The 26181-nt window shown below is 68.5% G+C and carries 24 protein-coding genes; 17 read left to right on the forward strand and 7 right to left on the reverse strand.

Going from position 1 to position 26181, the window contains the following annotated elements; all coding sequences use genetic code 11:
* Nucleotides 1-74 precede the first annotated feature (74 nt).
* The 14 genes from I7X18_RS06235 to I7X18_RS06300 all read left to right on the forward strand — a co-directional run bounded on the left by I7X18_RS06235 (nucleotide 75) and on the right by I7X18_RS06300 (nucleotide 15244).
* Complete coding sequence (locus I7X18_RS06235; protein WP_193044065.1) at nucleotides 75-773, forward strand: transposase domain-containing protein; 699 nt, start codon at nucleotides 75-77, stop codon at nucleotides 771-773.
* 137 nt (nucleotides 774-910) lie between these two features.
* Nucleotides 911-2218, forward strand: coding sequence for an ABC transporter substrate-binding protein (locus tag I7X18_RS06240; RefSeq protein WP_193044064.1), 1308 nt, complete (start codon nucleotides 911-913; stop codon nucleotides 2216-2218).
* A gap of 4 nt (nucleotides 2219-2222) precedes the next feature.
* Nucleotides 2223-3110 carry a branched-chain amino acid ABC transporter permease gene (locus tag I7X18_RS06245; RefSeq protein ID WP_193044063.1) on the forward strand — a complete coding sequence of 296 codons (888 nt, stop codon included), beginning with the start codon at nucleotides 2223-2225 and terminating at the stop codon, nucleotides 3108-3110.
* Nucleotides 3107-4153, forward strand: a complete 1047-nt coding sequence (locus I7X18_RS06250) for a branched-chain amino acid ABC transporter permease (RefSeq protein ID WP_193044062.1) — start codon at nucleotides 3107-3109, stop codon at nucleotides 4151-4153. Before I7X18_RS06245 ends, I7X18_RS06250 begins: the two co-directional genes overlap by 4 nt.
* Nucleotides 4153-4920: an ABC transporter ATP-binding protein gene (locus I7X18_RS06255; RefSeq protein WP_193044061.1), complete on the forward strand. Its 768-nt coding sequence runs from the start codon at nucleotides 4153-4155 to the stop codon at nucleotides 4918-4920. Before I7X18_RS06250 ends, I7X18_RS06255 begins: the two co-directional genes overlap by 1 nt.
* Nucleotides 4907-5719, forward strand: coding sequence for an ABC transporter ATP-binding protein (locus I7X18_RS06260; RefSeq protein ID WP_193044060.1), 813 nt, complete (start codon nucleotides 4907-4909; stop codon nucleotides 5717-5719). The genes I7X18_RS06255 and I7X18_RS06260 overlap by 14 nt, the downstream gene beginning before the upstream one ends.
* Nucleotides 5710-6555, forward strand: coding sequence for a fumarylacetoacetate hydrolase family protein (locus I7X18_RS06265; RefSeq protein ID WP_193044059.1), 846 nt, complete (start codon nucleotides 5710-5712; stop codon nucleotides 6553-6555). The genes I7X18_RS06260 and I7X18_RS06265 overlap by 10 nt, the downstream gene beginning before the upstream one ends.
* A gap of 1 nt (nucleotide 6556) precedes the next feature.
* Nucleotides 6557-7519 carry a DODA-type extradiol aromatic ring-opening family dioxygenase gene (locus I7X18_RS06270; protein WP_193044058.1) on the forward strand — a complete coding sequence of 321 codons (963 nt, stop codon included), beginning with the start codon at nucleotides 6557-6559 and terminating at the stop codon, nucleotides 7517-7519.
* A 36-nt stretch (nucleotides 7520-7555) separates the two neighbouring features.
* Nucleotides 7556-7963: a RidA family protein gene (locus I7X18_RS06275; protein ID WP_193044057.1), complete on the forward strand. Its 408-nt coding sequence runs from the start codon at nucleotides 7556-7558 to the stop codon at nucleotides 7961-7963.
* Entirely contained in the window at nucleotides 7960-8847 is an 888-nt protein-coding gene (locus I7X18_RS06280) for an alpha/beta fold hydrolase (RefSeq protein ID WP_193044056.1), read from the forward strand. The genes I7X18_RS06275 and I7X18_RS06280 overlap by 4 nt, the downstream gene beginning before the upstream one ends.
* 25 nt (nucleotides 8848-8872) lie before the next feature.
* On the forward strand, nucleotides 8873-10303 hold the full coding sequence (locus I7X18_RS06285) for an amidohydrolase family protein (RefSeq protein WP_193044055.1): 1431 nt from the start codon (nucleotides 8873-8875) through the stop codon (nucleotides 10301-10303).
* 89 nt (nucleotides 10304-10392) lie between these two features.
* Nucleotides 10393-11775, forward strand: a complete 1383-nt coding sequence (locus tag I7X18_RS06290) for a sigma 54-interacting transcriptional regulator (protein WP_193044054.1) — start codon at nucleotides 10393-10395, stop codon at nucleotides 11773-11775.
* Nucleotides 11768-13795, forward strand: a complete 2028-nt coding sequence (locus I7X18_RS06295) for a VWA domain-containing protein (RefSeq protein WP_193044053.1) — start codon at nucleotides 11768-11770, stop codon at nucleotides 13793-13795. Before I7X18_RS06290 ends, I7X18_RS06295 begins: the two co-directional genes overlap by 8 nt.
* Before the next feature lie 117 nt (nucleotides 13796-13912).
* Nucleotides 13913-15244, forward strand: coding sequence for a PE-PPE domain-containing protein (locus I7X18_RS06300; protein ID WP_193044052.1), 1332 nt, complete (start codon nucleotides 13913-13915; stop codon nucleotides 15242-15244).
* Here the strand turns inward: I7X18_RS06300 and I7X18_RS06305 are convergent.
* The 7 genes from I7X18_RS06305 to I7X18_RS06335 all read right to left on the reverse strand — a co-directional run bounded on the left by I7X18_RS06305 (nucleotide 15241) and on the right by I7X18_RS06335 (nucleotide 24470).
* On the reverse strand, nucleotides 15241-15828 hold the full coding sequence (locus I7X18_RS06305; protein WP_193044051.1) for a DUF1707 SHOCT-like domain-containing protein: 588 nt from the start codon (nucleotides 15826-15828) through the stop codon (nucleotides 15241-15243). The two genes, I7X18_RS06300 and I7X18_RS06305, sit on opposite strands and share 4 nt — an antisense overlap.
* Before the next feature lie 255 nt (nucleotides 15829-16083).
* Nucleotides 16084-16851, reverse strand: a complete 768-nt coding sequence (locus I7X18_RS06310; protein WP_193044050.1) for an enoyl-CoA hydratase family protein — start codon at nucleotides 16849-16851, stop codon at nucleotides 16084-16086.
* A 13-nt stretch (nucleotides 16852-16864) separates the two neighbouring features.
* Nucleotides 16865-18025: an acyl-CoA dehydrogenase family protein gene (locus tag I7X18_RS06315; protein WP_193044049.1), complete on the reverse strand. Its 1161-nt coding sequence runs from the start codon at nucleotides 18023-18025 to the stop codon at nucleotides 16865-16867.
* Nucleotides 18022-20013, reverse strand: coding sequence for an acetyl/propionyl/methylcrotonyl-CoA carboxylase subunit alpha (locus I7X18_RS06320; protein ID WP_193044048.1), 1992 nt, complete (start codon nucleotides 20011-20013; stop codon nucleotides 18022-18024). Before I7X18_RS06320 ends, I7X18_RS06315 begins: the two co-directional genes overlap by 4 nt.
* 82 nt (nucleotides 20014-20095) lie before the next feature.
* Nucleotides 20096-21688 carry an acyl-CoA carboxylase subunit beta gene (locus I7X18_RS06325; protein WP_226862897.1) on the reverse strand — a complete coding sequence of 531 codons (1593 nt, stop codon included), beginning with the start codon at nucleotides 21686-21688 and terminating at the stop codon, nucleotides 20096-20098.
* Nucleotides 21685-22833 carry an acyl-CoA dehydrogenase family protein gene (locus I7X18_RS06330; RefSeq protein WP_193044047.1) on the reverse strand — a complete coding sequence of 383 codons (1149 nt, stop codon included), beginning with the start codon at nucleotides 22831-22833 and terminating at the stop codon, nucleotides 21685-21687. Before I7X18_RS06330 ends, I7X18_RS06325 begins: the two co-directional genes overlap by 4 nt.
* Nucleotides 22830-24470, reverse strand: coding sequence for an acyclic terpene utilization AtuA family protein (locus I7X18_RS06335; protein ID WP_232375486.1), 1641 nt, complete (start codon nucleotides 24468-24470; stop codon nucleotides 22830-22832). The genes I7X18_RS06330 and I7X18_RS06335 overlap by 4 nt, the downstream gene beginning before the upstream one ends.
* 194 nt (nucleotides 24471-24664) lie before the next feature.
* Between I7X18_RS06335 and I7X18_RS06340 the strand changes: the two genes are divergently transcribed.
* From I7X18_RS06340 to I7X18_RS06350, 3 genes are all read left to right on the forward strand, one after another.
* A complete protein-coding gene (locus I7X18_RS06340; RefSeq protein ID WP_193044045.1) occupies nucleotides 24665-25084 on the forward strand; it encodes a hypothetical protein in 420 nt (139 codons plus the stop codon).
* 116 nt (nucleotides 25085-25200) lie between these two features.
* A complete protein-coding gene (rpmF, locus tag I7X18_RS06345; protein ID WP_193044044.1) occupies nucleotides 25201-25374 on the forward strand; it encodes a 50S ribosomal protein L32 in 174 nt (57 codons plus the stop codon).
* A 68-nt stretch (nucleotides 25375-25442) separates the two neighbouring features.
* Nucleotides 25443-26129 carry a response regulator transcription factor gene (locus I7X18_RS06350; protein ID WP_193044043.1) on the forward strand — a complete coding sequence of 229 codons (687 nt, stop codon included), beginning with the start codon at nucleotides 25443-25445 and terminating at the stop codon, nucleotides 26127-26129.
* Nucleotides 26130-26181: the final 52 nt, after the last annotated feature.

Raw genomic sequence — 26181 nt, forward strand, 5'->3', positions numbered from 1 at the left:
CTGGACGGACAGGTGGGGCATTTCAGTTGATTTAAGGCGGTATCGAGGTGGTCAGTGCGCTCGACCGATTGGCCATGTCCGCACTTGTGGCCGCGGCGCCGACCACAATGGTCGACGAGGTGCTGGGAGCTGCCGGCGTAGCGGCCGAGCGGGTGCGCAGCCTGCCGCCATGGGTCACGATCTACCACGTCCTCGGCTCGGCGATGTCCCCGCTTGCCAATTACGACGAAGTCACCGATCTGCTGTGGACGACGTTGCCGGCGGCCACCGGGCGCGGGCTCTCCCGCCAGCGTCCGACCAGAGGTGCGATCACCAGGGCAAGGTCCCGTCTCGGCACGGAACCGTTGACGCTGCTGTTGCGTCAGACGCTGCGCGCAGTGTCGGAGGTCGGCGCGAAAACGGACGTTGAACTGCATCGATTCGAGCCGCCCGGCACGCCGGGTCTGTGGTGGGTCTCCGAACCGGGCACCGGTGCCCTGCGTGGCTGTGACGTGCGCGGGGCAGGTCTCGACATCGCGGAGGCGTTGCTGCGGAGCACCGCCGTGACGCACGTGACCGTGGATCTGCCCGAGGCCGCGGTCGCGGCTCTGCAACAGCGGATGGCGCCCGACGTCCATGTCGTGGCCGGCCTGCAGTCAGCGACGACCGAGACTCCCTGGCTCGGCCTGCGCGCACGTACCCGCGCCGCGTGGGAGCAGGACGCGCTCGCCCGCGCGTGCGTATGCGTGGCGTTGGAGAGGGCGCTGGCGATCGCCCGGCAGGACCCGTTCTAGGCGCTACTAAGTCAACAAGGTCGTGCGGTGGCGCCCGGGCGATATGCGTGATTGTGTTCCCGGCACAGCGCAACTCTCTTAGTCTGATTGGGCGCGGAATGGTTGCATATTGGTTGCCAACTCACGGTGGGAGTGACATGAAGAAGTCGACGAAGGTCTGGTCGACCGCAGCGGCCGCGGCCGTGTTGTTCGCGGTGCCCGCATGCTCCGGCGGGGGCGGTGAGGCCGACTCCGCCGACCCGCTGGTGGTGGGCATGCTGATGGCTTTCAGCGGTCCCACCGCGGTGGAAGGTGCCGAGGCGGTCAACGGATGTCTGCCCGCGGCTGCGGAGATCAACGAGGCCGGCGGTGTGCTCGGCCGCGACATCGAGTGCGAGGCGTTTGACACCAAGGGCACGGCCAGCGACTCGGTGCCCGCGGCGCGGCAGATGCTCAACACCACGTCCAACCTGTTCACCGTGCTCGGTCCCAGCACCGCCGAGGCCGTCGCGGCCGCCCCGGTGCTCGAGGAAGCCGGTCAGGTGATGTTCTCCCCGGCCGGCGACGGTCGCTTCGACCGCACCGAGCTCGACCACTACTACCGTCTGATCACCTCGGATTCGGTTGGCGCGCAGGCAATGGCGCTGCACTCGCAACGGCAGAACTTCGACAAGGTCGCACTGGTGTTCGTCAGCGGCGCGTCGGCGCAGGCGAACATCCCGCCGCTCGAGGAAGCCCTCGGAGGTCTGGGTGTCGGTGTCACCGAGGCCATGACGATTCAGCCCGAGCAGCCGTCCTACCGCACCGAGGTGGCCCGGATCCTGCAGAACCGGCCGGCCGCCATCCTCTTCGAAGCCGACGCGGTCACTGCGGGGACGTTCCTGACCGAGCTCAACCAGGCCGGTGGCCGGGATATCCCGATCGTCACCAACACCCTTGCCACCACCGGTGACTGGCAGAAGACGGCACTGGGCGCATACGGCGGTGACGAGGCGCTGGCCAAGTCGTTGCAGGTCGTCGTCCGGTATGCGCAGGAAGGCGGCGGCGGCACCGAGACCTTCGTCGAGACCCTCGAGTCGCTACAGGGCCAGGACGGTATCGACATCCCGTCCTTCAAGGACAGCGCATACTCCCGAGCCGCCTACGACGGCGTCATCCTGTCGGGTCTGGCCGCCACCAAGACCGATTCGGTGAAGCCCGAGGACTACAACTCGGCCATCCCTGAAATCCTGGCCCCCGGCGAAGGTAAGACCGTGGTCACGGACTACGCCGCGGGTGTCGAGGCCCTCGGTAAGGGTGAGGACGTCCAGTACGTCGGCGCCAACGGCGAGTACCGGCTCAACGAATTCCACAATGTGATCGGTGCTTTCGCCTTTCACGAATGGGATCCGTCCGCCAAGCAGTTGCGGTTGGTGAGCCAGCTGCCCGCCGAAGAACTCGAGGCCCTCGCGAGCGGACAGCGCTGACCTCGTGAACCTCCTTGTCTCCGCGACGGTGTTTGGGGTGGTGATCGCCGCGGTGCTCGCCTTGGCCGCGGTCGGTTTCACCCTGCAATACAGCGTCTCCAACGTCTTCAACCTGGCGTTCAGCGAGACGATGGTGGTGTCGGGGTTCGCGGCGCTGGGGGCCGGTCACGCCGGACTTCCGATGGCCGGTGCGGCGGTGGTCGGCGTCGCGGCAGGTGTGGTGGTCTCGTTGCTGCTGAATCGCTTTGTGTACCAACCGTTCGCGCGGCGCGGTGTGTCGGTGTTCCAGATGCTGGTGATCAGCCTGGCGGTGAGCCTGGTGCTCGCCAACGCCCTGCTGGCCCTGGTAGGACCGACGTCGTTCGGGTACGAGGTCACCCCGACGGTGGTGTTCACCATCGCCAGTGCTGCCGTCACCGATCTGCAGCTGAGCGTGATCGCGCTGGCGCTGACGACGATGATCGGAATGCATCTGCTGCTCAGGCGTTCCCGACTGGGGCTGGCCATGCGCGCGGCGTCGGTGGACGGCGGCCTGGCCCAGTCGTGCGGTATCGCCACCCAGCGGGTGGTGGCCACCGCCTGGGCGATCTCCGGAGCGCTGTGCGGCCTGGCGGGGGTGGCGTTGTTCGTCATCAGTTCGTCGTTCTCGGCGACCTCGGGGCGCACGTTCATCGTGCTGGTCATCGCCGCCGCGGTGCTCGGCGGTATCGGTGACGCCTACGGCGCGATGCTCGGCGCACTCGTCCTCGGGCTGGCGACGGAACTGACCGCCGTGTGGCTGGACCCCAGCTTCAAGATCGCCATCGCGCTGGTGGTGCTGATCGGTGTGCTGATGGCACGGCCGCAGGGCATCCGCGCGGAGTTCTCGGCAGGCAGGGCATTGCAGGTATGAGCGCAGATCTCTCCTTCTACATCGTCACGCTGGTGGTCTACGGCGCGGTCGCCGTCATCGGCTGCTGGGGCCTGGAGCTGCAGTACTCCGACACGGGTCTGCTCAACCTGAGCTACATCGTGTCGGTGGCCGTGGGCGGCTACACCGTGGCGCTGCTCTCGCTGGGGGCACCGGAAGCCGAGGGCGGCACCCTTGTCCAGGCGTACTTCTGGGGTGCGTCGCTGCCGTTCCCGTTGCCTTTCGTCGGTGCAGTGCTGGCCGGCATGCTGATCTCGCTGCCGATCGGTCTGGTCGCGCTGCGGCGGTTGCGGTCTGACTACCAGGCCGTGGCGATGCTGTCGGTGGCGCTGATCGCCGGCGCGCTCGTCGTGGCGATGCCCGGGCTGCTCGGAGGCGGCCACGGGTTGTATCTGATCCCGGCTCCGCTCAAGGAACAGCTGGGCCTGCGGTCGGACGAACACTCCTGGCTTTACGCAGGATTCGCGGTCCTGCTCACGGTTCTGGCGGCCTGGGTGGTGCTGCGGATCTCCCGGGCGCCGCTGTGGCGGGTGCTGCGGGCGGTACGGGAGAATCCGGAAGCCGCGGACGCCCTCGGTATCAACGTCACCCCGGTGCGGTTGTCGGCGTTCGCCGTCGGCAATGGCCTGGGTGCGCTCAGCGGCGCGCTCCTGGCGTCGTTCATCGGGACCTACGCACCGGCGGACTGGGCGTACCAGGAAACGCTGATCCTGATGGGCGCGGTGATCGTCGGCGGTGCAGGCAACCGGTTCGGTGTGCTGCTCGGCGCCCTGTTGCTCCCGGTGGGCCTGACCGAGGCGACGCGATACCTCCCGCAGTTCGGTGCACCAGGCACGGTCGACGCATTGCAGTTCGTGGTGGTCGGCCTGGTGATCCTCGGATTTCTGTGGTGGCGCCCGCAAGGCGTATTCCCTGAGCGTAAGCGCACATTCGGCCTCGACGGAGCGCCGGTGCCGTTCTGGGAGACGTTGCGTCCGACCCCCGAGCGCCGGGTCCGCACCGAAGCCGAGCAGGGAGTCGCGTGATGAGTGACGATCGGATCCTGGCCGTCGAGGGGCTCACAGTCGCCTACGGCAAAAACCGTGTGCTGGAGGACGTGTCGTTGAGCGTGCCCAACGCCAGGATCACCGCTGTGGTCGGCCCCAACGGCGCGGGTAAGTCCACGCTGTTACACGCACTGGCCGGGACCGCACCGGTGGAGGCCGGCTGCGTGCTGCATCGCGGACAGGACATCGCAAAGCTGCCGCCGTACGCGCGTTCTCGTCGCGGTATCGTGCGGACCTTCCAGATGCCCGCCGATTTCGGGCGCCTCACCGTGCTGGAGAACCTGCTACTGGCGGACCGCTCGGTGGGCGGCACCGGATTCCTACAGGTGTTCACCCGGCCCAGGCGTAGCTGGCTGCCCGGTCAGCGCGACGCGGTGGTCAGAGCCCGGGCGTTGCTGGCCGAGTTCGGGCTCGACACCAAGGAGAACGACTACATGGGCGACCTCTCCGGGGGTCAGCGACGCATCCTCGAGCTGCTCAGAGCGGTCACCACCGAGCCCGAGATGCTGCTGCTCGACGAACCGTTCGCCGGTGTGCACGCGAGCATCATCGAGCGCATCTCCGAGTTCCTGATGGAGTTGCGGGACCGGGGCATCAGCATCCTGATGGTCGCCCACGAGCTCGACGCGGTGGAACGCCTGACCGACGCCGTCGTGGTCATGGCCCGCGGTCGGGTGCTGTTCGAAGGATCCATGGCGGCAGCCCGCCGCGAACAGGAAGTGGTGGACGCCTATGTCGCGGGATGACGCCCAGAACCGCTCCGGCACATCGGTTCTCGGAGTTCGCGACCTCACGGTCGGTTACCACGGCGTACCGATCGTGCACAGCGTCAGCCTGGAACTGGTCGCCGGCGCCACCGCGTGTGTGGTCGGGCCCAACGGTTGCGGCAAGAGCACCCTGCTCAAGGGGTTGACAGGCTTGGTCACGCCGATGGAGGGGACGGTCACTCTGGCCGGCTGCGGGGACATCACCGACATGTCCACCGCCGAACGGGCCGCCAACGGAATGGGATACGTCCCGCAGATCGATGACGTCTTCAAACCGCTGACGGTCGAGGAGAACATCGTCATCGGCGGATACCGGTTGTCGCGGGCCAAGGTCGCGACCAACAAGGAGCGCGTGCTCGAACTGTTCCCGCGGCTGCAATCCATGCTCAAACGGCACGCCGGCGTGCTGTCCGGCGGGGAGCGCAAGATGCTGGCGATGGCGCGGGTGCTGATGCTCGAGCCGAAGGTGTTGCTTCTCGACGAACCCACCGCAGGCCTGACCGAGGAGATGGCGTCACGCCTGCTCGACGAGCAGCTGGCAGAGCTGAAGGCCAGCGGGATCGCGGTGCTGCTGGTCGAACAGCGGGCCAATCTGGCGATGGCATCGGCAGATTGGGCCTACGTACTGGCCACGGGACGGGTACGCCGGTCGGGGTCGGCGGCCGAGCTGCGGGCCGATCCCAGCTTCTCGCACATCTTCCTGGGCGGTACCGAAGAAGCCTTCCTGGCCGGTGCTGCCGAACCCACGAAAACCGAAGGAGAAGTTCGTTGCAGTTAGTTCAATTCGTCCACCAGGGCAGCACACGGTGCGGATACATCGACGGGGACGAGATCGTCGGCCTGGACTGGTCACTGCGCGACGCCCTGGTGCTGCTGACTGCCGGACAGACCGATCGCATCACCGACGCGCGGGCCGGACGCGTGCGCCGCAGTGACGTCGCGCTGCTGCCTCCGGTGGTGCCCACCAGCCGGATCTTCTGCATCGGCATCAACTACCTGGATCATCAGGAGGAATCCAAGGACGTCTTCATGGCCAAGGTGCCGGAGGCGCCGGTGGTGTTCCTCAAGGCGCTGAGCTCGATCGCGGGTCCTGACGATGTGCTGGAACTGCCGCAGTCGCTGTCGACGGAGTTCGACTGGGAGGCCGAACTCGGTGTCGTCATCGGTGCTCCGGCGCGCAACGTGTCGGAGAAGGAAGCCTGGGATGCGGTGGCCGGCTACACCGTCGTCAACGATGTGTCGGTACGGGACCGTCAGGTGCGCCACGTGCAATGGACCCTCGGCAAGAACGCCCCCGCATCAACTCCCATCGGCCCAGGTGTCGTCGACCGCGACACCATCGGCGTCGATCCCGACATCGAGATCACGCTGCGGGTCAACGGGACGGTCAAGCAGAACGCCTGGACCCGGGATCTGATCTTCGACATCCCCCGGCTGATCTCCGAGATCTCCGAGGTCACACCACTTCTGCCGGGCGACATCATCGTCACCGGAACCGCTGCCGGCGTCGGGTTCAAGCGCACGCCCCCGGAGTTCCTGCGTGACGGTGACGTCGTCGAGGTCGAGATCGCCGGTGTGGGCACGTTGTCCAACCGGGTCAGGACCGAGGGCTGAGATGCCGGTGGTTGGGGCGCTTTCGGCGTCGCACGCGCCTGGGATCCTCGGCTGGCCCGGAGATGTCACCGCAGAGGAGCACGCGGCGGTGTTCGCCGCCTATGACGAGCTCAAGAAGACCGTCGCCCAAGCCCAGGCCGATGTAATCATCGCGTTTCTGGACGACCACTTCGAGAACCACTTCCGCAACCTGATGCCGTCGGTCAGCATCGGTGTGGCCGAACAGCACACCGGGCCTGGCGAGCACCTCCTCGAACTCCTGAAGTTCGACGAGGTGCAGACCTTCGGCGGGGAAAAGGATCTCGCCGAGCACATCCTGCGCACGTTGGTGGGCTCCGGCATCGACGCGGCCCGGATGAGCTCCGCGGAGTTCGGCAACAACCTGATGGTGCCGATGAAGCTGTTGCGGCCCGAGGGCGACATCCCGATCATCCCGGTGTACATCAACGTCTTCACCCCGCCGCTGATCACCATGAAGCGCGCTTACCAGGTGGGGGCGGCAGTGCGGGCCGCCGTCGAGAACGGCGACAAGCGAATCATGTTCTGGGGCACCGGTGGTCTGTCACACTGGCCGCCGATCTGGGAGCCGAGTCGCGAACCCGACGACTTCCTGGCCAGGATGAAGACGTTCCAGAACGAAGGGCGCGGTTACCTGGAGCGCGACCCCGACCTGTGGACCGACATCGGCCCGTACGAGATCAAGATGGCCGAGGAGATGGGCGACGCCTGCGTCAACCCCGAATGGGATCAGGAATTTCTGAAGCTGCTGTCCGCCGGTGACATGCAGACCCTGTTCTCCTGGACCTACGACGACGTCGAAAAGTGCGGCGGCCACGGAGGGCACGAGATCCTCAACTGGATGGCCGTCGCCGGAGCGATGGGTGGCGCGCCGTGCGAAGTGCTCACCTACCAGCCCACACCGGCCTGGATCTGCGGTACCGGCGCGGTCCGCTACACCGTTTAGTCATCGAACAACACAGAGAAGAAAAGAGATAGATCAGTGATCACCTATCAGGACGCGGCCCTTCCCAAGTTCGGCAACTACTCCACGCTGGGGATCGGGACGCCGGGTGAGATCGTCGTGGTGGCCGGGCAGATGGGCGCGGACGCCGACGGCAAGTTCCCCACCTCCGACGGTGCCGAGCAGGTGAAGGCCACGTACGACAATCTCGGTGTCGCGCTGGCCGCTGCCGGCCTCGGCTTCGAGAACGTCATCGGGTTCCGCACCTATGTCGTTGGGCGGGAGATGATCCCGGAGTTCATGAAGGGCCGGCTGGCGAAGTTCCCGGAGATCTACCCGTCCGGCGTCTACCCGCCGAACACCCTGCTCATCATCGGTGGCCTGGTCGAGGAGGCGGCCCGCGTCGAGATCGAGGCACTCGCGGTGCGCCCCGCTGAAGCGTCGTGACGGTGCAGGAGGTGGCGGCCGGGCCCGCCGCGGAACCTCGGCGTTACCCGTTCCACTACGGGCGCGACACCGTGATCGCCTATCCGGTGACCGGGGCCGGCGTCACCACCAGGGTCGTCGAATCCGGTTCCGGTGACAACGTCCTGGTGTGCCTGCACGGCGCCGGGTCCCGGGCGGACCGGTTCGTCCCGGTCATGCCGGGCCTGGTGGCCGCCGGCTTCCGGGTGCTCGCCATCGATTTCCCGGGCCACGGTTTCGCAGAGAAGCGTACCGACATCGATTACAGTGCAGCTGGTTTCGCCGATGTGATCGCGGGTGTGCTCGATTCTCTCGGACTGTCGAAGGTGACCCTCGCCGGCACATCGCTGGGCGGTCACGTCGCGGCGCACCTCGCTGTGAACCGCATGGACCTGGTGGCCGGCCTGGTGCTCATCGGGTCGGTCGGCGTCGGCGACTTCCCGCAGGAGTTCCACACCCCGCCGGAGGTGCTCTCCGACGGCAGCTCGGCCGGCGTTCGTCGCAAGCTGACGTTCCTGGTTTCGGACCCGGAGATGGTCACCGACGCGTGGGTGCGGGAGGAGTCGATGACGAACTCCTCGACCGGCGCCAAAGAGGCCCTGCTGCGTGTCTCGGAGTGGCTGGACACCGAGTGCAACGACGCCCGTCAGGACGCCGAGCTGGCGAAGCTGTTGCCCGAACTGCCCGTGCTGCTGGTCTGGGGCGCCGACGACAAGTGGACCCCGCCGTCGATGGGAGTCGAGGCTCAGAAGAACCTGCCCGGCGTGACGCTCGAACTGATGCCCGGGTGCGGCCACGCGCCGTACTTCGAAGATCCCGACGCGTTCGTCGAGATCGTGACCCGACACCGCGTCGGGCTCGCCTGAGATCCGAGCCCAAGGAGGAGTGAACATGGCCGACAGCTGGCTGCTGATCGAGAACGGCACCGTCGTCGACGGCGATGCCAACCCGCCCGTCCCCGATTGCGCTGTGCTGGTACACAATGCACGGATCGTAAAGCTCGGTGCGGTGGACCGCGAGACCGACGTCCCGCGGGGCGCGCGACTGGAGGTGATCGACGCCCGGGGCAAGACCGTGATGCCGGGACTGATCGACATCCACTGCCACATGACGTACGGGCTGGCGCGCACCGAGGAAGAGATCTCGATGTACACCCCTGCCGAGGTGCGGACGCTGATCGCCGCCGCCAACGTGGAGAAGGTGCTGGCCGCCGGCGTCACCTCCATCTCGCAACCGGGCGGGTCGTACTACATCGGCGTCGGATTGCGGGAAGGTATCAAGCGCGGCATCGTGCACGGCCCCCGGATGACCTCGGCCGGAAGGTATCTCACCACCAGCAACGGGCTGACGGACTGGTTCCCGGATGCCACCGGAAACCCGGAATCCAGCACCGGCAGACTTACCAACACTCCGGCCGAGATGATCGACGAGATCCGCCGCCAGAAGAAGGCCGGGGTGGACCTGATCAAGATCGCCGACAGCCCGTTTGGTGACTACCAGGCGTTCACCAACGACGAGCTGAAGATGTGTGCCGATCTCGCCCACCAGCTGGGTCTGCAGATCACCATCCACGCACGCGGCGACGGCGAGATGAACGCCGCGGTGGAGGCAGGGTTCGACCACATCATGCACGGCAACCACATGTCCGACGCCACCATCGAGAAGCTGGCCAAAAGCCAGATTCCATTGGCACCAACTCAGTTGCTGATGCATCACATCGTCGAGTTCGCCGAGACGCTGCGGCTGCGCCCGTCCATCTCGGAGGCCACGAAGCGGATGAACGACGCGACGATGGACAGCCTGCACCGGGCGTATGCGGCCGGGGTGAAGTTCGCGATGGGCACCGACAGCGGGTTCTCGCTCGTCCCGTACGGCCAGTGGCATGCTCGCGAACTGGAGATGCTGATGCTCTACACCGGCATGAGTTCGCTGGAGGCCATTCAGGCCGGCACCAAGCACGGCGCCAACGCGATGGGCCTGCCCGACGACCTCGGCGTGCTGGCCGAGGGCAAGCTGGCCGACATCATCGTCGTCAACGGTGACCCGGTGAAGGACATCCGCGTGCTGTACCAGCCGGGCAAGGTCGAGACCGTCGTCCTCAACGGTCAAGTGCAGTCCTTCCCGGACGACATCCGGACCCGGTTCATCCGCAACGACTACCTGCCACACGAGTACGGCTGGGATCTGTTGAGCTACGAGCGGGCTTTCGAGGGCGCCGAAACCCCGAAGACCCAGCTCGACTGGACCAGCGAGCAACGTCTCGACGTCATCAACGACGTCCGTAAGTACGAGAAGGTGGGCGGGCAACCCGCCGCGGAGTAGGTCCGATCGCGGCCGCAGACTACCGGCCTGGACCGTTCGCTCACGGGGGAAGCGATGCCGCACTTGCCGGGCAGTCGTAGCGTGGAGTGGTGACTCAACCTCATGACCTGCCCCGGACCGTCGGCGAACTACGCGCCTCCGGCCATCGCGAGCGGGGCGTCAAACAGGAAATCCAGGAGAACCTGCTGGCCGGACTGGCCGAAGGGCGCGACATGTGGCCCGGGATCCTGGGTTTCGAGGACACGGTGATCCCGCAGCTCGAGCGGGCGCTGATCGCCGGCCACGACGTCGTGCTGCTCGGTGAGCGCGGTCAGGGCAAGACGCGACTGCTCCGCGCGCTGACCGGTCTGCTCGACGAGTGGACGCCCGTCATCGAGGGTTCGGAGCTCGGCGAGCACCCCTTCACCCCGATCACCCCGGCGTCGATCCGGCGGGCGGCCGATTCCGGTGATGACCTCAAGGTGGAGTGGCGCCACCGCAGCGAGCGCTACACCGAGAAGCTCGCCACCCCCGACACCAGCGTGGCCGACCTCGTCGGCGACATCGACCCGATCAAGGTGGCCGAGGGCCGCAGTCTCGGCGACCCCGAGACCATCGCCTACGGGCTGATCCCACGCGCGCACCGCGGCATCGTCGCGATCAACGAGCTGCCCGACCTGGCCGAGCGCATCCAGGTGTCGATGCTCAACGTGATGGAAGAGCGCGACATCCAGGTCCGCGGCTACACGCTGCGCCTGCCGCTCGACGTGCTGGTCGTCGCCAGCGCGAACCCCGAGGACTACACCAACCGCGGCCGCATCATCACCCCGCTCAAGGACCGCTTCGGCGCCGAGATCCGCACCCACTACCCGCTGGCACTCGCCGCCGAGGTCGGCGTCATCACCCAGGAGGCGCAACTCGCCGCGGCGGTGCCCGACCACCTGCTGCAGATCCTGGCCCGCTTCGCCCGCAACCTGCGCGAATCGCAGTCGATCGACCAGCGCTCCGGTGTGTCTGCGCGGTTCGCGATCGCGGCTGCCGAGACCGTCGCCGCGGCCGCCCGGCACCGGTCGACGATCCTCGGCGAGCAGGAGCCCGTGGCCCGCGTGGTCGACCTCGGCACCGTCGTCGACGTCCTGCGCGGGAAGCTGGAATTCGAATCCGGTGAGGAGGGGCGCGAGCAGGCGGTGCTGGAACACCTGCTGCGCCGCGCCACCGCCGACACCGCGCAACGGTTGCTGGGCGGCCTGGACGTCGGGCCGCTGGTCGCGGCCGTCGAGGAGGGTTCCCCGGTGACGACCGGTGAGCGCGTATTGGCCAAGGACGTGCTTGCCGCGCTGCCCGACCTGCCGGTGATCGATGCGATTTCGACTCGGCTGGGGGCGCAGACCGACGGTGAGCGCGCCGCCGCCGTCGAGCTGGCTCTCGAGGCGCTGTACCTGGCGAAGCGGATCGACAAGGTCGCGGGCGAAGGCGAAACCGTCTATGGCTGATTCCGGCGGCCGGCGCCGGGCCCACGGCCGGTCGTCCCGATACTCCCGCTACACCGGCGGGCCCGATCCGCTGGCCCCGCCGGTGGATCTGCGCGAGGCGCTCGAGCAGATCGGCGAGGACGTGATGGAGGGCAGCTCGCCCCGGCGCGCCCTGTCCGAGATGCTCCGGCGAGGAACGAAGAACATGCGCGGCGCCGACCGGCTGGCCGCCGAGGCCAACCGGCGGCGGCGAGAGTTGTTGGCGCGCAACAACCTCGATGGCACCCTGCAGGAGATCAAGAAGCTTCTCGACGATGCGGTGCTCGCCGAGCGCAAGGAACTCGCCCGCGCCCTCGATGACGACGCCCGCTTCGCCGAGATGCAGATCGAGTCGCTCTCACCATCGCCTGCCAAGGCCGTCCAGGAGCTGAGCGACTACGAGTGGCGCAGCCCCGAGGCCCGCGAGAAGTACGACCAGATCAAGGATCTGCTCGGCCGCGAGATGCTCGACCAGCGGTTCGCCGGGATGAAGCAGGCGCTGGAGAACGCGACCGACGAGGACCGTCAGCGCGTCAACGAGATGCTCGACGACCTCAACGGCCTGCTGGACAAGCACGCCAAGGGACAAGATTCCCCAGAAGATTTTCAGGACTTCATGGCCAAGCACGGCGAGTTCTTCCCGGAGAATCCGCGCAACGTCGACGAACTGCTCGACTCGCTGGCCCAACGCGCCGCAGCGGCGCAGCGGTTCCGCAACAGCCTCTCACCCGATCAGCGTGCCGAGCTGGACGCGCTGGCGCAGCAGGCGTTCGGTTCACCGTCGCTGATGAACGCGCTCAACCGGCTCGACTCGCATCTGCAGGCCGCACGCCCGGGGGAGGACTGGACGGGTTCCTCGGAGTTCTCCGGCGACAATCCGCTGGGCATGGGGGAAGGTGCGCAGGCGCTGGCCGACATCGGTGAGCTCGAACAGCTCGCCGAGCAGCTCTCGCAGAGCTACGCGGGCGCCTCGATGGACGACGTCGACCTCGAGGCGCTGGCTAGGCAACTGGGCGACCAGGCCGCCGTCGACGCCAGGACGCTGGCCGAACTCGAACGCGCACTGATGAACCAGGGCTTCCTCGACCGCGGGTCCGACGGTAAGTGGCGGCTGTCGCCGAAAGCGATGCGCCAGCTGGGTCAGGCTGCGCTTCGTGATGTGGCACAACAACTCTCGGGCCGCCACGGCGAGCGGGACACGCGGCGTGCCGGCGCGGCGGGGGAGCTGACCGGCGCCACCCGGCCCTGGCAGTTCGGTGACACCGAACCGTGGAACGTCACCCGCACCCTGACGAATGCGGTGCTGCGGCAGGCCGGCGGGCAGGACCGGGGGATCAGCTCGGGTACGGGCACGCGCGAGATACCGCTGAGCATCAGCGTCGACGACGTCGAGATCTCCGAGACCGAGACCAGAACACAGGCCGCGGTCGCACTGCTCGTGGACACCTCGTTCTCGATGGTGATGGAGAACCGGTGGCTGCCGATGAAGCGGACCGCACTCGCGCTCAACCATCTGGTGAGCACCCGGTTCCGCTCGGACGCGCTGCAGATCGTCGCGTTCGGCCGGTACGCCAGGACGGTGAGCGCGGCCGAACTCACCGGCCTGGAGGGCGTCTACGAGCAGGGCACCAACCTGCACCACGCGCTGGCCCTGGCCACCCGGCACCTGCGCCGGCATCCGAACGCCCAGCCCGTCATCCTGGTGGTCACCGACGGGGAACCGACCGCCCATCTCGAGGACTTCGGCGGTGACGAGGGTTCCGCAGTGTTTTTTGATTACCCGCCGCATCCGCGGACCATCGCCCACACCGTCCGCGGGTTCGACGAGGTGGCCCGGCTGGGTGCGCAGGTCACGATCTTCCGGCTGGGCAGCGACCCTGGCCTGGCCCGGTTCATCGACCAGGTGGCCCGCCGGGTGGGAGGCCGGGTCGTCGTCCCCGATCTCGACGGCCTCGGCGCCGCGGTGGTCGGCGACTATTTGACGTCGCGAAGACGTCGGTGAGCCCGCACGTCGCCTCTATCGAACCCTGTCTCCCTGCGCTATTGTTTGCTGAATTCACAGCGTCCGGTCGGGTCGGGGGAGGCCCGAAGCGGACGGTGCACAGGTTGAGGGGAATCAATGGCGAATCACCGCGCCGGATCGTGTCGCCGGACCACTGACCGCATCCCCGCGGGGCGGCTTCGCCGCGCGGCGTTGCCGGCCGCGGTGAGCAGCGTCATCGTCGCCAGTGTCGCGGCCGCCGGTGGCGTCGCGGTGCTGCGCCCGGAGTCGGTGGCCTCCGCCATGTACGAGCTGTCGGCCCTGATCACCGAGGGCAGTTCGACCAATCCGACCGGCGCGGGAATCGAAGACTTCTACCAGGGCGCATTCGCCGAAGGACGTGACCTGGTCTCGGTCAGCTTCTTCACCGGACCCTTCGGCGTCCACGACGCGCTCGCCGCGAACGCGGACGACGACGACAACCTCGTGCTGTCGTCGGGCTGGGGCGCCGCCAACGTCAGCCTGCTGCTCACCTACCTCGAGGCCACCGGTGGTGACGATCCCGTCGCCACCAACGCCGTCTACGTCCTCGACAACAGCGTCGCCCGGCCCAACGGCGGCTTCGGCACCCGCTATCCGATCTTCGCCGTCATCGGGGTGAACCCCCTGCCGACACCGACCTCGCCCGGCGCGCAGGTGATCGACGTCGGCTACGAATACGACATCAACGGCAACACCCCGGCGTACGTGCTCAACCCGATCGCGATGGCGAATTCCCTGGCGACCTACTTCGACAACCGGCTGAACCAGAACGACGTCAACCTGCCGGTCGACGCCGACGGCGAACTCGACCTCAGCGGCTCGAACTGCGACGCCGCGTGCCAGACCGCCATCGGCGCCGGCGCGGAGCGAGAGGTCGTGCTTGGCTCCGGCGAGTCCGTCGTCATCAAGCAGGTCGGCCAGACCACCTACATCAGCTACCGCCGTAACGGCCTGCCGCTGCTGCAACCGCTGCGCACCTACGGCGGAGACCCGGGCAACCGGTTCGCGGACGCGATCGAAGACCCGCTGACCGACATCGTCAACTACGGCTATCCCGACAACGATCCGCTGGCCGACCCCGACGTCTACCGGCCGGCCGCCGTGGTTCCCACGCCCCGGGAGACCGCCACCTTCCTGCGCAACCTCGCCGACCCCGACAACAACCGCGTGACGGTCCCCGCGCGCCAGCCCGTCGAGACGGCGGCGGACCGCCAGTCGGCGTCGACCGTGAAGGACGAGGAGCCCGACGCCACGCAGCCCGCCGGTGCGCGGCGGCCGGGGCCGGTCGGCACCGTCATCAGGAACACCATCAAGCGGCTGACGAACCCGACGCCGAAGAAAGCCACCCCATCGGATGGTGACACGCCCACGGGCGACGAGGCCGGCGAGACATCCGCCCCTGCGGGCGACGATGCGGCGACGGACTAACCGACCTGCTTGCGCTTCTTGCGCTTGACGGCGACGCTGCCCCACAGCGCGAGACCGCCGATCCGCACGCACGGCGCCCCGGGGGAGCCGTGGCCGGGCAGGCGGTGGCCGAACGCTCCCATCACCGCGACTCCGTGCAGGTCGACGTTCACCTCCGGCGGCACCAGGATGGTCTGCCCCCCGAACACCGAGTACGACCGGATCTCGACCTCGGGAGCGGTGAAGTCCGCGTACCTCAGGTCGACGACGCCGCCACCGAAGACCGCGACCGTGGTGAGGCGGCGCGGCACGTTCCACCGGCCGCGGCGTTCGAATCCGCTCATGATCGCGAGCAGTACTGTCGACGGCGCCGGCCGGCAGGGCCCACTGCCGCGCGGAGTGGTCATCGCCCCCGGCAGGTCGGAGCTCAACACGGCGAGTTCGTCGTAGGTCTGCGCGGCGTACGCCTTCGTCAGGCGGTTCTCGTATTCCGTCATCTTGAGACGGCCCTGCGCCGCGGCCTCGGTGAGCAACTGGGCAACCTGAATCCGATCGGTGTCGGCAGCGCGCTTCGAACCGTTCCGCGGCGTCGCAGGTGTGCTCATCAGAGACGAGCCTACGACGAACACCGGCACATGCAAGGGTGTTGGCCAAACTGTGCCCTCGCCCGCCGTGGCGAACCCTCTAGACGGTCGAAGTTTCTTCGGTGTCACCTCGCCACCGTCGAAAAGTCATCGACGCACGCTGGGATTATCGCGCCGGTCGGCACCGAATGTGTAACGTGCGGCGGCACTCTCAGGCCTATGCGATTTCAAACACATTTCTTCGCCGGCGGCCCGCCGCATGTGCGCCCCGGGTGGTCAGTTCAGCCAGCTCGGCGGGCGTTTCTGCAGGAAAGCCAGCATGCCCTCGCGCGCCTCGTCGGAGACGAACAGTGCGGCCGATTGTTCGGTCAGCGACGCGGCGTCGCGATCGAAGGCCTCGAGGACGGCAGCCGTCGTCAGCGCCTTGGACGCCGCCAGCCCCTGGGGCGATCCGCGACCGATCTGTGCGGTCAGTTCCGCGACCGCGGTCTCGACGTCGTCGGCGGCGACGCTGATCAACCCGATCCGTTCGGCCTCCTGCGGCCCGAACTTCTCCCCGGTGACGAAGTAGCGCCCGGCCGCCCGCGGCGTCATCTTCGGCAGCAGTGTCAGCGAGATGATCGACGGCGCGACGCCGATCCGCGCCTCGGTCAGCGCGAAGGTGCTGCCGGCGCCGGCGACCACGATGTCGCACGCGGCGATCAGGCCGAGCCCGCCCGCGCGCACGTGCCCGTTCACTGCGGCGACCACCGGAACCGGCAGTTCGAGGATCGACCGCAGCGCACCGGTCAGTTCCCGCGCGCGTTCGACGGCGACGTCACCCGGTTCGCGTCCGGCGGCTTCGCGCAGATCGGCGCCGGCGCAGAACGTGCCGCCGGTGTGGCCGAGGACCACCGCCCGCACCGCTGTGTCCGAGGCGGCCTTGCGCAGGCCCTCGTGCAACTGCTCGACCAGTGCCGTCGACAGGGCGTTGCGGTTGTGCGGGGAGTCCAGCGTCAGCCGCGCGACGCTGCCGTCGACGGAGTACCGGACGAGCTCGCTCATCAGTACGACCTCATCAGTACGACCGGGGTAGGCCGAGCGAGGTCTGCGCCACGAAGTTGAGGATCATCTCGCGGCTGACGGGGGCGATGCGGGCCAGCCGCGACGCGGTCACCGCCGCCGCGACGCCGTACTCCTTCGTCAACCCGTTGCCACCCATCGACTGCACGGCCTGGTCGACCGCCCGCACCGACGCCTCACCGGCCGCATACTTCGCCATGTTCGCGGCCTCGGCGGCGCCGGCGTCGTCACCGCTGTCGTAGAGCGCCGCGGCCTTCTGCATCATCAGCCTGGCCAGCTCGATCTCGATGTGGTTCTGCGCCAACGGGTGCGAGAGACCCTGGTGCGCGCCGATCGGCGTCTTCCACACCTGGCGGGTCTTCACGTAGTCCACCGCGCGGCCGAGGGCGAAGCGGCCCATCCCGACCGCGCTGGCCGCGCCCATGATGCGCTCGGGGTTGAGGCCCGCGAACAGTTGCGCGATCGCGGCGTCCTCGGATCCGACCAGCGCGTCGGCCGGCAGGCGGACGTCATCGAGGAAGACCTGGAACTGGTTCTCCGGGCTGATGAGTTCCATGTCGATCTTCGTCCAGGTCAGCCCTGGGGTGTCGGTCGGAACGACGAACAGCGCGGGTTTCAGGTTGCCGGTCTTGGCTTCCTCCGTGCGTCCGACGACCAGCACCGCCTGCGCCTGGTCCACGCCGGAGATGTAGACCTTCTGGCCGCTCAGGATCCAGTCGCCGCCGTCGCGGCGCGCGGTGGTGGTGATCTTGTGGCTGTTGGACCCGGCGTCGGGTTCGGTGATCGCGAACGCCATCGTGATCGAACCGTCGGCGATGCCGGGCAGCCACCGCCGCTTCTGCTCGTCGGTGCCGAACTTGCTGATGATCGTGCCGTTGATCGCGGGGGAGACCACCATCATCAGCAGTGCCGAACCGGCCGCCGACATCTCCTCCATCACCAGCGACAGCTCGTACATACCGGCGCCGCCACCGCCGTACTCCTCGGGAAGGTTCACCCCGATGAAGCCGAGTTTGCCTGCTTCGGACCACAACTCGGTGGTGTGCTCCCCGGCGCGAGCCTTCTCCAGGTAGTAGTCCTGGCCGTAGTTCGCCGACATCGCGGCCACCGCCGCGCGCAGGGCCTGCTGTTCTTCGGTCTCCACGAAACCGGTCATGGGGTATCTCCTTGGGTCTGGACGGCGGCGAGTACTCGCGCCAATACGGTTCCGACCTCGACCTGTTGGCCGGGTGCGACATTGAGTTCGGCGAGCACACCGTCGCCGGGCGCGGTCAACGTGTGCTCCATCTTCATGGCCTCCAGCCACACCAGCGGCTGACCGGCGGTCACGGTGTCACCGACGGCCGCGCCGACGCGCACCACCGCCCCGGGCATCGGCGCCACCAGCGATCCCTGCGCGACGGCGGACTCCGGATCACCGAACCGTGGTAGCGCGACGAATTCGACAGGGCCGAGCGGTGAATCGACGAACACCGCCTCCCCGTAGCGGGCGACGTCGAACGGGAACTCGACACCGTCGGCGGAGAGAACCACCCGCTGCGGACTCGACGACACCACCGCCACCCCGTCGTGGTCGGCGATCTGCACACCGGTGCGGGTGAAGCGGTAGCGCACCTCGTGTTCGTCGCCCGCGGCGTCCCGGTAGCAGTTGCGCTGGTGGCCCGACGCCAGGTTGCGCCACCCGCTCGGGGCCGCCGCGAAGACGGTTGCGACGGCGCGGTTCCCGGCGGCGTCGGCGATTGCGGCGGCGATCATCGACAGCCCGGCGGCCCGGGCATCGCCGACCGGGGCGGCGAGTGCGGCGAGTCCGTGGGTGTCGAAGAACGCGGTGTCGGTCGCGCCGTCGAGGAACGCCGGATGCCGCAGCACGTTGACCAGCAGGTCACGGTTGGTGCGGACCCCGTGCAGCCGCGTGCGCACCAGCGCGTCGGCCAGGATGCCCGCGGCCTGTCTGCGCGTCGACGCATACGAGATGACCTTGGCGAGCATCGGATCGTAGAAGATCGACACCATCGAACCGTCGACCACGCCGGAGTCCACGCGCACCCCGGCTCCTGTCTGCGGGCCGAACGCCGTTGCGGCGCCGGACACCTCGAAGCGGTGCACGGTGCCTGCCTGCGGCTGCCAGTTGCGCGCGGGGTCCTCCGCGTAGACCCGCGCCTCGATCGAATGGCCGCGCGTCGGCGGTGGTTCGGGGTCCAGCCGATGGCCGTCGGCGACCAGGAGCTGCAGTTCGACGAGGTCGAGGCCGGTGGTGGCCTCGGTGACCGGATGCTCCACCTGCAGGCGGGTGTTCATCTCCAGGAAGTAGAAGTCGCCGGCGTCCGACGGATCTGATGAAGCCATGAACTCGACGGTGCCCGCGCCGGTGTAGCCGATCGCCTTCGCCGCGAGGCGGGCCGCCTCGAACAGTTCGGCGCGCATCCCCGGGGTGCGTTCCACCAGCGGCGACGGCGCCTCCTCGATGACCTTCTGGTGGCGGCGCTGGATCGAGCACTCGCGCTCGCCGACCGCCCACACGGTGCCGTGCACGTCCGCCATCACCTGCACCTCGATGTGATGGCCCGCCGTGAGGTACCGCTCGCAGAACACCGTCGGATCACCGAACGCGGACTGCGCCTCGCGTTGCGCGGCGGCCACCTCGTCGGCCAGGGCGCCGAGGTCGCGCACCACCCGCATGCCGCGGCCGCCACCACCGGCCGATGCCTTCACCAGAACGGGCAGTTGGCCGGCGGTGACCCCGGCCGGGTCGAGTTCGTCGAGGACCGGGACACCGGCCGCGGCCATGATCTTCTTGGCTTCGATCTTGCTGCCCATGGCCGTGACGGCCGCGACGGGCGGGCCGATCCACGTCAGCCCGGCGTCCTGTACCGCCGCCGCGAATTCCGCGTTCTCCGAGAGGAATCCGTATCCGGGGTGGACGGCGTCGGCGCCTGCGGCCTTCGCGGCGGCGGTCAGCTGGGCGATGTCGAGGTAACCGTCGGTGCCGTCCAGCCGTACCCGCGCATCGGCTTCGGCGACGTGCGGCGACCGGGCGTCGGGCTCGGTGTAGACCGCGACGGTGCCGAGGCCGAGGCGGCGGCACGTGGCGAACACCCGGCGGGCGATCTCGCCGCGGTTGGCGACGAGGACTCTGGTGATCACTGCGCCCCCTCCTCTGCGATTTCGGCGTGCTTAGTTGCGCTCACCGCGACCAGGCACGCCGAAATCGCAGTCATTGCGGCGCTCACATCCGGAAGACGCCGAAATTCGACGTCCCCTCGATCGGCCCGTTCGCGATGGCGGACAGGCACATCCCCAGCACGGTGCGGGTGTCGCGCGGGTCGATCACCCCGTCGTCGTAGAGCCGGCCCGAGAGGAACATCGGCAGCGACTCCGCCTCGATCTGCGCTTCGATCGCCGCCCGCAAAGAAGCATCAGTGGCGTCGTCCACTACTTGTCCGCGGGCCTCGGCCGCCGCGCGGCTGACGATGGAGATCACGCCTGCCAGCTGCGTGCCGCCCATCACCGCGGCCTTGGCGCTCGGCCACGCGAACAGGAAGCGGGGATCGTAGGCGCGCCCGCACATGCCGTAGTGCCCGGCGCCGTAGGACGCACCGATCAGCAGTGAAAGGTGTGGCACCGTCGAATTCGACACCGCGTTGATCATCATCGAACCGTGTTTGATCATCCCGCCCTCTTCGTACTGCTTACCGACCATGTACCCGGTCGTGTTGTGCAGGAACAGAAGGGGCGTGTTCGACCGGTTCGCCAGCTGGATGAACTGGGTGGCCTTCTGCGACTCCTCGCTGAAGAGCACCCCGCGGGCGTTGGCGAGGATGCCGATCGGAAAGCCGTGCAGCCTCGCCCAGCCCGTCACCAGCGACGACCCGTAGAGCGCCTTGAACTCGTCGAATTCCGAACCGTCGACGATGCGGGCGATGACCTCCCGCGGGTCGAACGGGATGCGCAGGTCCGACGGCACGACGCCCAGCAGGTGCTCGCCGTCGAACAGCGGCTCGGTCACCGGACCCGGTGCCGGCCCCTGCTTGCGCCAGTTGAGCCGCCCCACGATGCGCCGGCCGATCCGCAGCGCGTCGAGCTCATCGACGGCGAAGTAGTCGCCGAGACCCGAGGTACGGGAATGCATCTCGGCCCCGCCCAGCGATTCGTCGTCGGACTCCTCGCCGGTGGCCATCTTCACCAGCGGCGGCCCGGCCAGGAACACCTTCGAGCGCTCCTTGATCATCACCACGTGGTCGGACAGGCCGGGTACGTAGGCGCCACCGGCCGTGGAGTTGCCGAACACCAGCGCGATCGTGGGGATCCCGGCCGCCGACAGGCGGGTGAGGTCCCGGAACATCTGCCCGCCGGGGATGAAGACCTCTTTCTGCGTGGGCAGGTCGGCGCCGCCGGATTCGACGAGCGAGATCACAGGTAACCGGTTTTGCAGGGCGATCTGGTTGGCGCGCAATACCTTCCGCAGGGTCCACGGATTGCTGGTGCCGCCCTTGACCGTCGGGTCGTTGGCCACCAGGAGGCATTCCACCCCGCTGACCGCGCCGATGCCGGTGACCACACTGGCGCCGACGGCGAACTCGCTGCCCCATGCGGCCACTGGGCTCAGCTCCAGGAACGGCGAGTCGGGGTCGACGAGCAGTTCGATGCGCTCACGGGCGGTGAGTTTGCCTCGTGCGTGGTGGCGTTCGACGTACTTCGCACCGCCGCCGGCCAGTGCCTTGGCGTGTTCGGCGTCGAGTTCGGCGAGCTTGGCGGTCATCGCCTGCGCGGCCTCGGCGTATGCGACCGAGGACGGGTCGAGTGCGGATGTGATGGTCATGATCGGTATCCCAGCGTCTTGGCGGCCAGCGAGGTGAGGATTTCGGTGGTTCCGCCACCGATGCCGAGGATCCGCATGTCGCGGTACTGCCGCTCCACCTCGGATTCGGCCATGTAACCCATCCCGCCGAACAGCTGGACCGCCTGGTGGGCCACCCACTCGCCGGCCTCGACGGCGGTGTTCTTGGCGAAGCACACCTCGGTGATCAGATCGGCCTCCCCAAACAGCTGCCTTTCGACGACGTGGTGGGTGTACACGCGGGCAACGTCGATGCGCCGGGCCATCTCGGCCAGCGTGTTCTGCACCGACTGCCGCGAGATCAGCGGCCGCCCGAACGTCTCGCGGTCGCGGCACCACTGCACGGTCAGGTCGAGACAGCGCTGCGCACTCGAATATGCCTGTGCGGCAAGCCCTACCCGCTCCGAGACGAACGCGCCGGCGATCTGCAGGAAGCCGGTGTTCTCGGCGCCGACCAGGTTGGCCACCGGCACACGGACGTCGGTGTAGGACAGCTCGGCGGTGTCGCTGGACCGCCAACCCATCTTGTCGAGCTTGCGGGTGACGTGAAATCCAGGTGAGCCCTTGTCGACCACCAGCAGCGACACCCCGCCGGCGCCCGGGCCGCCGGTGCGTACCGCCGTGACGACGTAGTCCGCCCGCACCCCTGAGGTGATGTAGGTCTTCGCGCCGTTGACCACATAGGAGTCGCCGTCCCGGTCCGCGCGGGTGGTCAGGTGCCCGACGTCGGAGCCGCCGCCGGGTTCGGTGATCGCGAGGGCGCCGATGAGTTCCCCGCGCAGTGTCGGACGGACGTAGGCGTCGATCAGCCGCTCGTCGCCGGATGCGGCTATGTGCGGCGTCGCGATGCCGCAGGTGAACAGCGAGGCGAACACCCCGCCGGGGGTACCCGCGTAGTGCATCTCCTCGCAGATGATCACCGCGTCGGCGCCGTGACCGCCGCCACCGCCCACCGATTCGGGCATCCCGGCGCCCAGTAGTCCCGCCTCTCCTGCCGCGCGGTGCAACTCGCGGGGCAGTTCGCCGCTGCGTTCCCACTCGTCGACGTGCGGCAGCACCTCGCGTTCGGCAAAGGCCCGCACGGACTTTCGCAACTGTTCGCGCTCGGGGGTATGCCAGATGCTCACTGGGGCAACAACTCCTCGGGGATGTCCAGATGGCGGCTGCGCAGCCATTCGCCGAGCCCTTTGGCCTGCGGGTCGAACCGGGCCTGATAGGCGACGCCCTGGCCGAGGATGCCGTCGACGACGAAGTTGACGGCCCGCAGGTTGGGCAGCAGGTGCCGGGTAACGGGGAGCCCGGCGGTCTCGGGCAACAGTTCGCACAGGGTGTCGACGGTCAGCGTGTGCGCGAGCCAGCGCCACTGAGCGCCGGTGCGCACCCAGACGCCGATGTTCGCGCTGCCGCCCTTGTCGCCGCTGCGCGCACCGGCGATCAGCCCCAGCGGCGCCCGCCGCGTCGGACCGAGCGCACGCGGCGACGGCAGCGCGGGTTCGTCGACGGGCTGCAACTCGCGGGTGTCCGTCGCCGCCGCGATGTCGGTGCGGGTGCCGTCGGCGTGGACCGCGAGGTGCGGCACCTCGTCCGCGGCCACGTAACCGGCGGTGAACACGCCGTAGACCTGTCCGTCGGCCGGAGGGGCGGTGACATGGAACCCGGGGTAACTGGCGAGCGCGAGTTCGACGGCGGCGTTGGAGAACCGGCGCCCGACGACTGCCGGATCGGGATCGCGCACCACACAGCGCAGCAGCGCGCTGGCCGTCTCCTCGGTGTCGGCGTCGGGGTGGTCGGTGCGGGCCAGTGTCCACTCGAGTTCGGCGGGCGCGACGGTCAGCCCGGCGTCGAGCTGCCGGCGCACCAGCGCGGCCTTCGCCTCGATATCGAGACCAGTGAGCACGAACGTCATCGCGTTGCGGAACCCGCCGACACTGTTCAGTGACACCTTCAGGGTCGGGGGTGGTGGTTCGCCTACGACGCCGTCGATGCGCACCCGGTCGGGTCCGTCGTCGTGCAGTCGCAGCGAGTCAACCCGCAACGTGACGTCGGGGTTGGCATAGCGGGCGCCGGAGATCTCGTAGAGCAGCTGGGCGGTGACGGTGTCGACGGTGACGGCGCCGCCGCTTCCGGGGTGTTTGGTGATCACCGAGGAGCCGTCGGCGTGGATCTCGGCGAGCGGGAAGCCGGCGTGGACGAGGTCGGGCACGTCGGTGAAGAACGCGTAGTTGCCGCCGGTGGCCTGTACGCCGCATTCGAGGACGTGCCCCGCGGCGACCGCTCCGGCCAGCGCGTCGTAGTCGGTGCGCTGCCAGCCGAAGTGTGCGGCGGCAGGGCCGACGGTCACCGACGCGTCGGTGACCCGTCCCGTCACCACCACGTCGGCACCGGCGGTCAGGCAGTCGGCGATGCCCCACGCACCCAGGTAGGCGTTGGCCGCCAGCGGTGTGCCGAAGCCGAGTTCACCGGCCCGGCCGACGAGGTCGTCGCCTTCGACGTGCGCGACGGCGACGGTGAGTCCCAGCCGCTCGGCCAGGGCGCGGACCGCGGCGGCCAGCCCGGCGGGGTTGAGGCCGCCGGCGTTGGTCACGATCCGCACGCCCCGCTCGATCGCGAGGCCGAGGCATTCCTCGAGCTGGCTCAGGAAGGTCTTGGCGTAACCGCGGTCGGGGCTCGTGGCCCGGTCGCGGGCCAGGATCAGCATGGTGAGCTCGGCGAGGTAGTCCCCGGTGAGGAAGTCCAGCTCGCCGTCGGTGAGCATCTCGCGCATCGCGGCTCGGCGGTCCCCGTAGAAGCCCGAGCAGTTGCCGATGCGAACCGGGTCAGCCAACCCGTACTCCCATGCCGGCTCCAATCGTCGATCGCCAACCAACCGGTAGGTTAGCCGGTACTGCTGGTTCCACGTCAAGGATTCCGGGGCGATTGGTGCGCCGGGGCGGCGCGGGCCGGCCCGATACTTGACCGATGTCGTGGATCGCGCAGGCGCTGTTCGGCGTCGTGTGGACGGTGAGCGGTGTCGCCATCGGACTCGGTCCGCCCCTGAGCGAGACCGGGAGGGGTGCGTCGTCGCCAGCCGCGGGCTGGGTGCTGGTCGCGTTCGGCGTCTACCAGATCGTCGCCGGTTTTCGCCGGTCGGTGGATCCGCCGGAGGACGGGAGCCGCCGGGCGAAGCACGGCAGCGGCCGCGCACCCGACCGCCGGACGGCGATTCTGATGCCGGTGGTCTCCACCGGGTGCGCGCTCGCGGGATTCGGGGGCATCTGGTGGGGGATCGCCGCCGGCCACCCCACGATCATGTGGTTCGGCGTCGTGATGGCCAGCCTGGTCGCCGCCGGGTACCCGATGCTCCTCGAGACGCTGCGGAACCGGGTGCGGCGTCGCTGAGCGCAGTGTGTTTTGGAGGCGGTGCAGCTCACCGGCTATCCTGGAGCGCACTTGCCGGCGCCCCGCCCTGAATGGGGTTCGCGTGGCACCACACCTGTAAGAGGAGATTGTCGCTCATGGCTGTGCCCAAGCGCAGAATGTCGCGTTCGAACACTCGTAGCCGTCGCGCGCAGTGGAAGGCCAAGCCCGCCGAACTCGTGGGTGTGACGGTCGCAGGACAGCAGCACAAGGTGCCGCGTCGTCTGCTCAAGGCCGCTCGTCTCGGCCTGCTCAACCTCGACCGCCGCTGAGGCGACTTTCGGGGGCGTAGCGGCGCGCCTCTCAGCGCTCTCTCAGGCGTTGGGTTGAAACTGTGGCTGTGCGCATACTTGTCGTCGACGACGATCGTGCGGTGCGAGAGTCCCTGCGCCGGTCCCTGTCCTTCAACGGGTACTCCGTGGAGTTGGCCCAGGACGGTATGGAAGCCCTCGACCTGATCGCCAACGACCGGCCCGACGCCTTGGTGCTCGACGTGATGATGCCGCGGCTGGACGGCCTCGAGGTGTGCCGGCAGCTCCGCAGCACCGGCGACGACCTGCCGATTCTCGTGTTGACCGCCCGCGATTCGGTGTCCGAGCGTGTCGCCGGCCTCGACGCGGGAGCCGATGATTACCTGCCCAAACCGTTCGCGCTGGAGGAACTGCTCGCGCGGATGCGGGCACTGCTGCGCCGCACCTCACCCGACGACGGCCCGGATTCACCGGCCCTGGCCTTCCTCGATCTGACGCTTGACCCGGTCACCCGGGAAGTCACCCGGGGGACCCGGCAGATCAGTCTCACCCGCACCGAGTTCTCGTTGCTGGAGATGCTCATCGCCAATCCGCGCCGTGTGCTGACCCGCAGCCGCATCCTCGAAGAAGTGTGGGGCTTCGACTTCCCCACCTCGGGGAACGCACTCGAGGTGTACATCGGCTATCTGCGCCGTAAGACCGAAGCGTCCGGGGAGCCGCGACTGATCCACACCGTGCGCGGGGTGGGTTACGTGCTCCGCGAGACGCCGCCCTGATGACCCTGCCGCCATACTCGGGCGCCCCGCCATACTCGGGCGCCCCGCCGTA

Origin of the sequence: Mycolicibacterium baixiangningiae (assembly GCF_016313185.1) — a bacterium.
GTDB lineage: Bacteria > Actinomycetota > Actinomycetes > Mycobacteriales > Mycobacteriaceae > Mycobacterium > Mycobacterium baixiangningiae.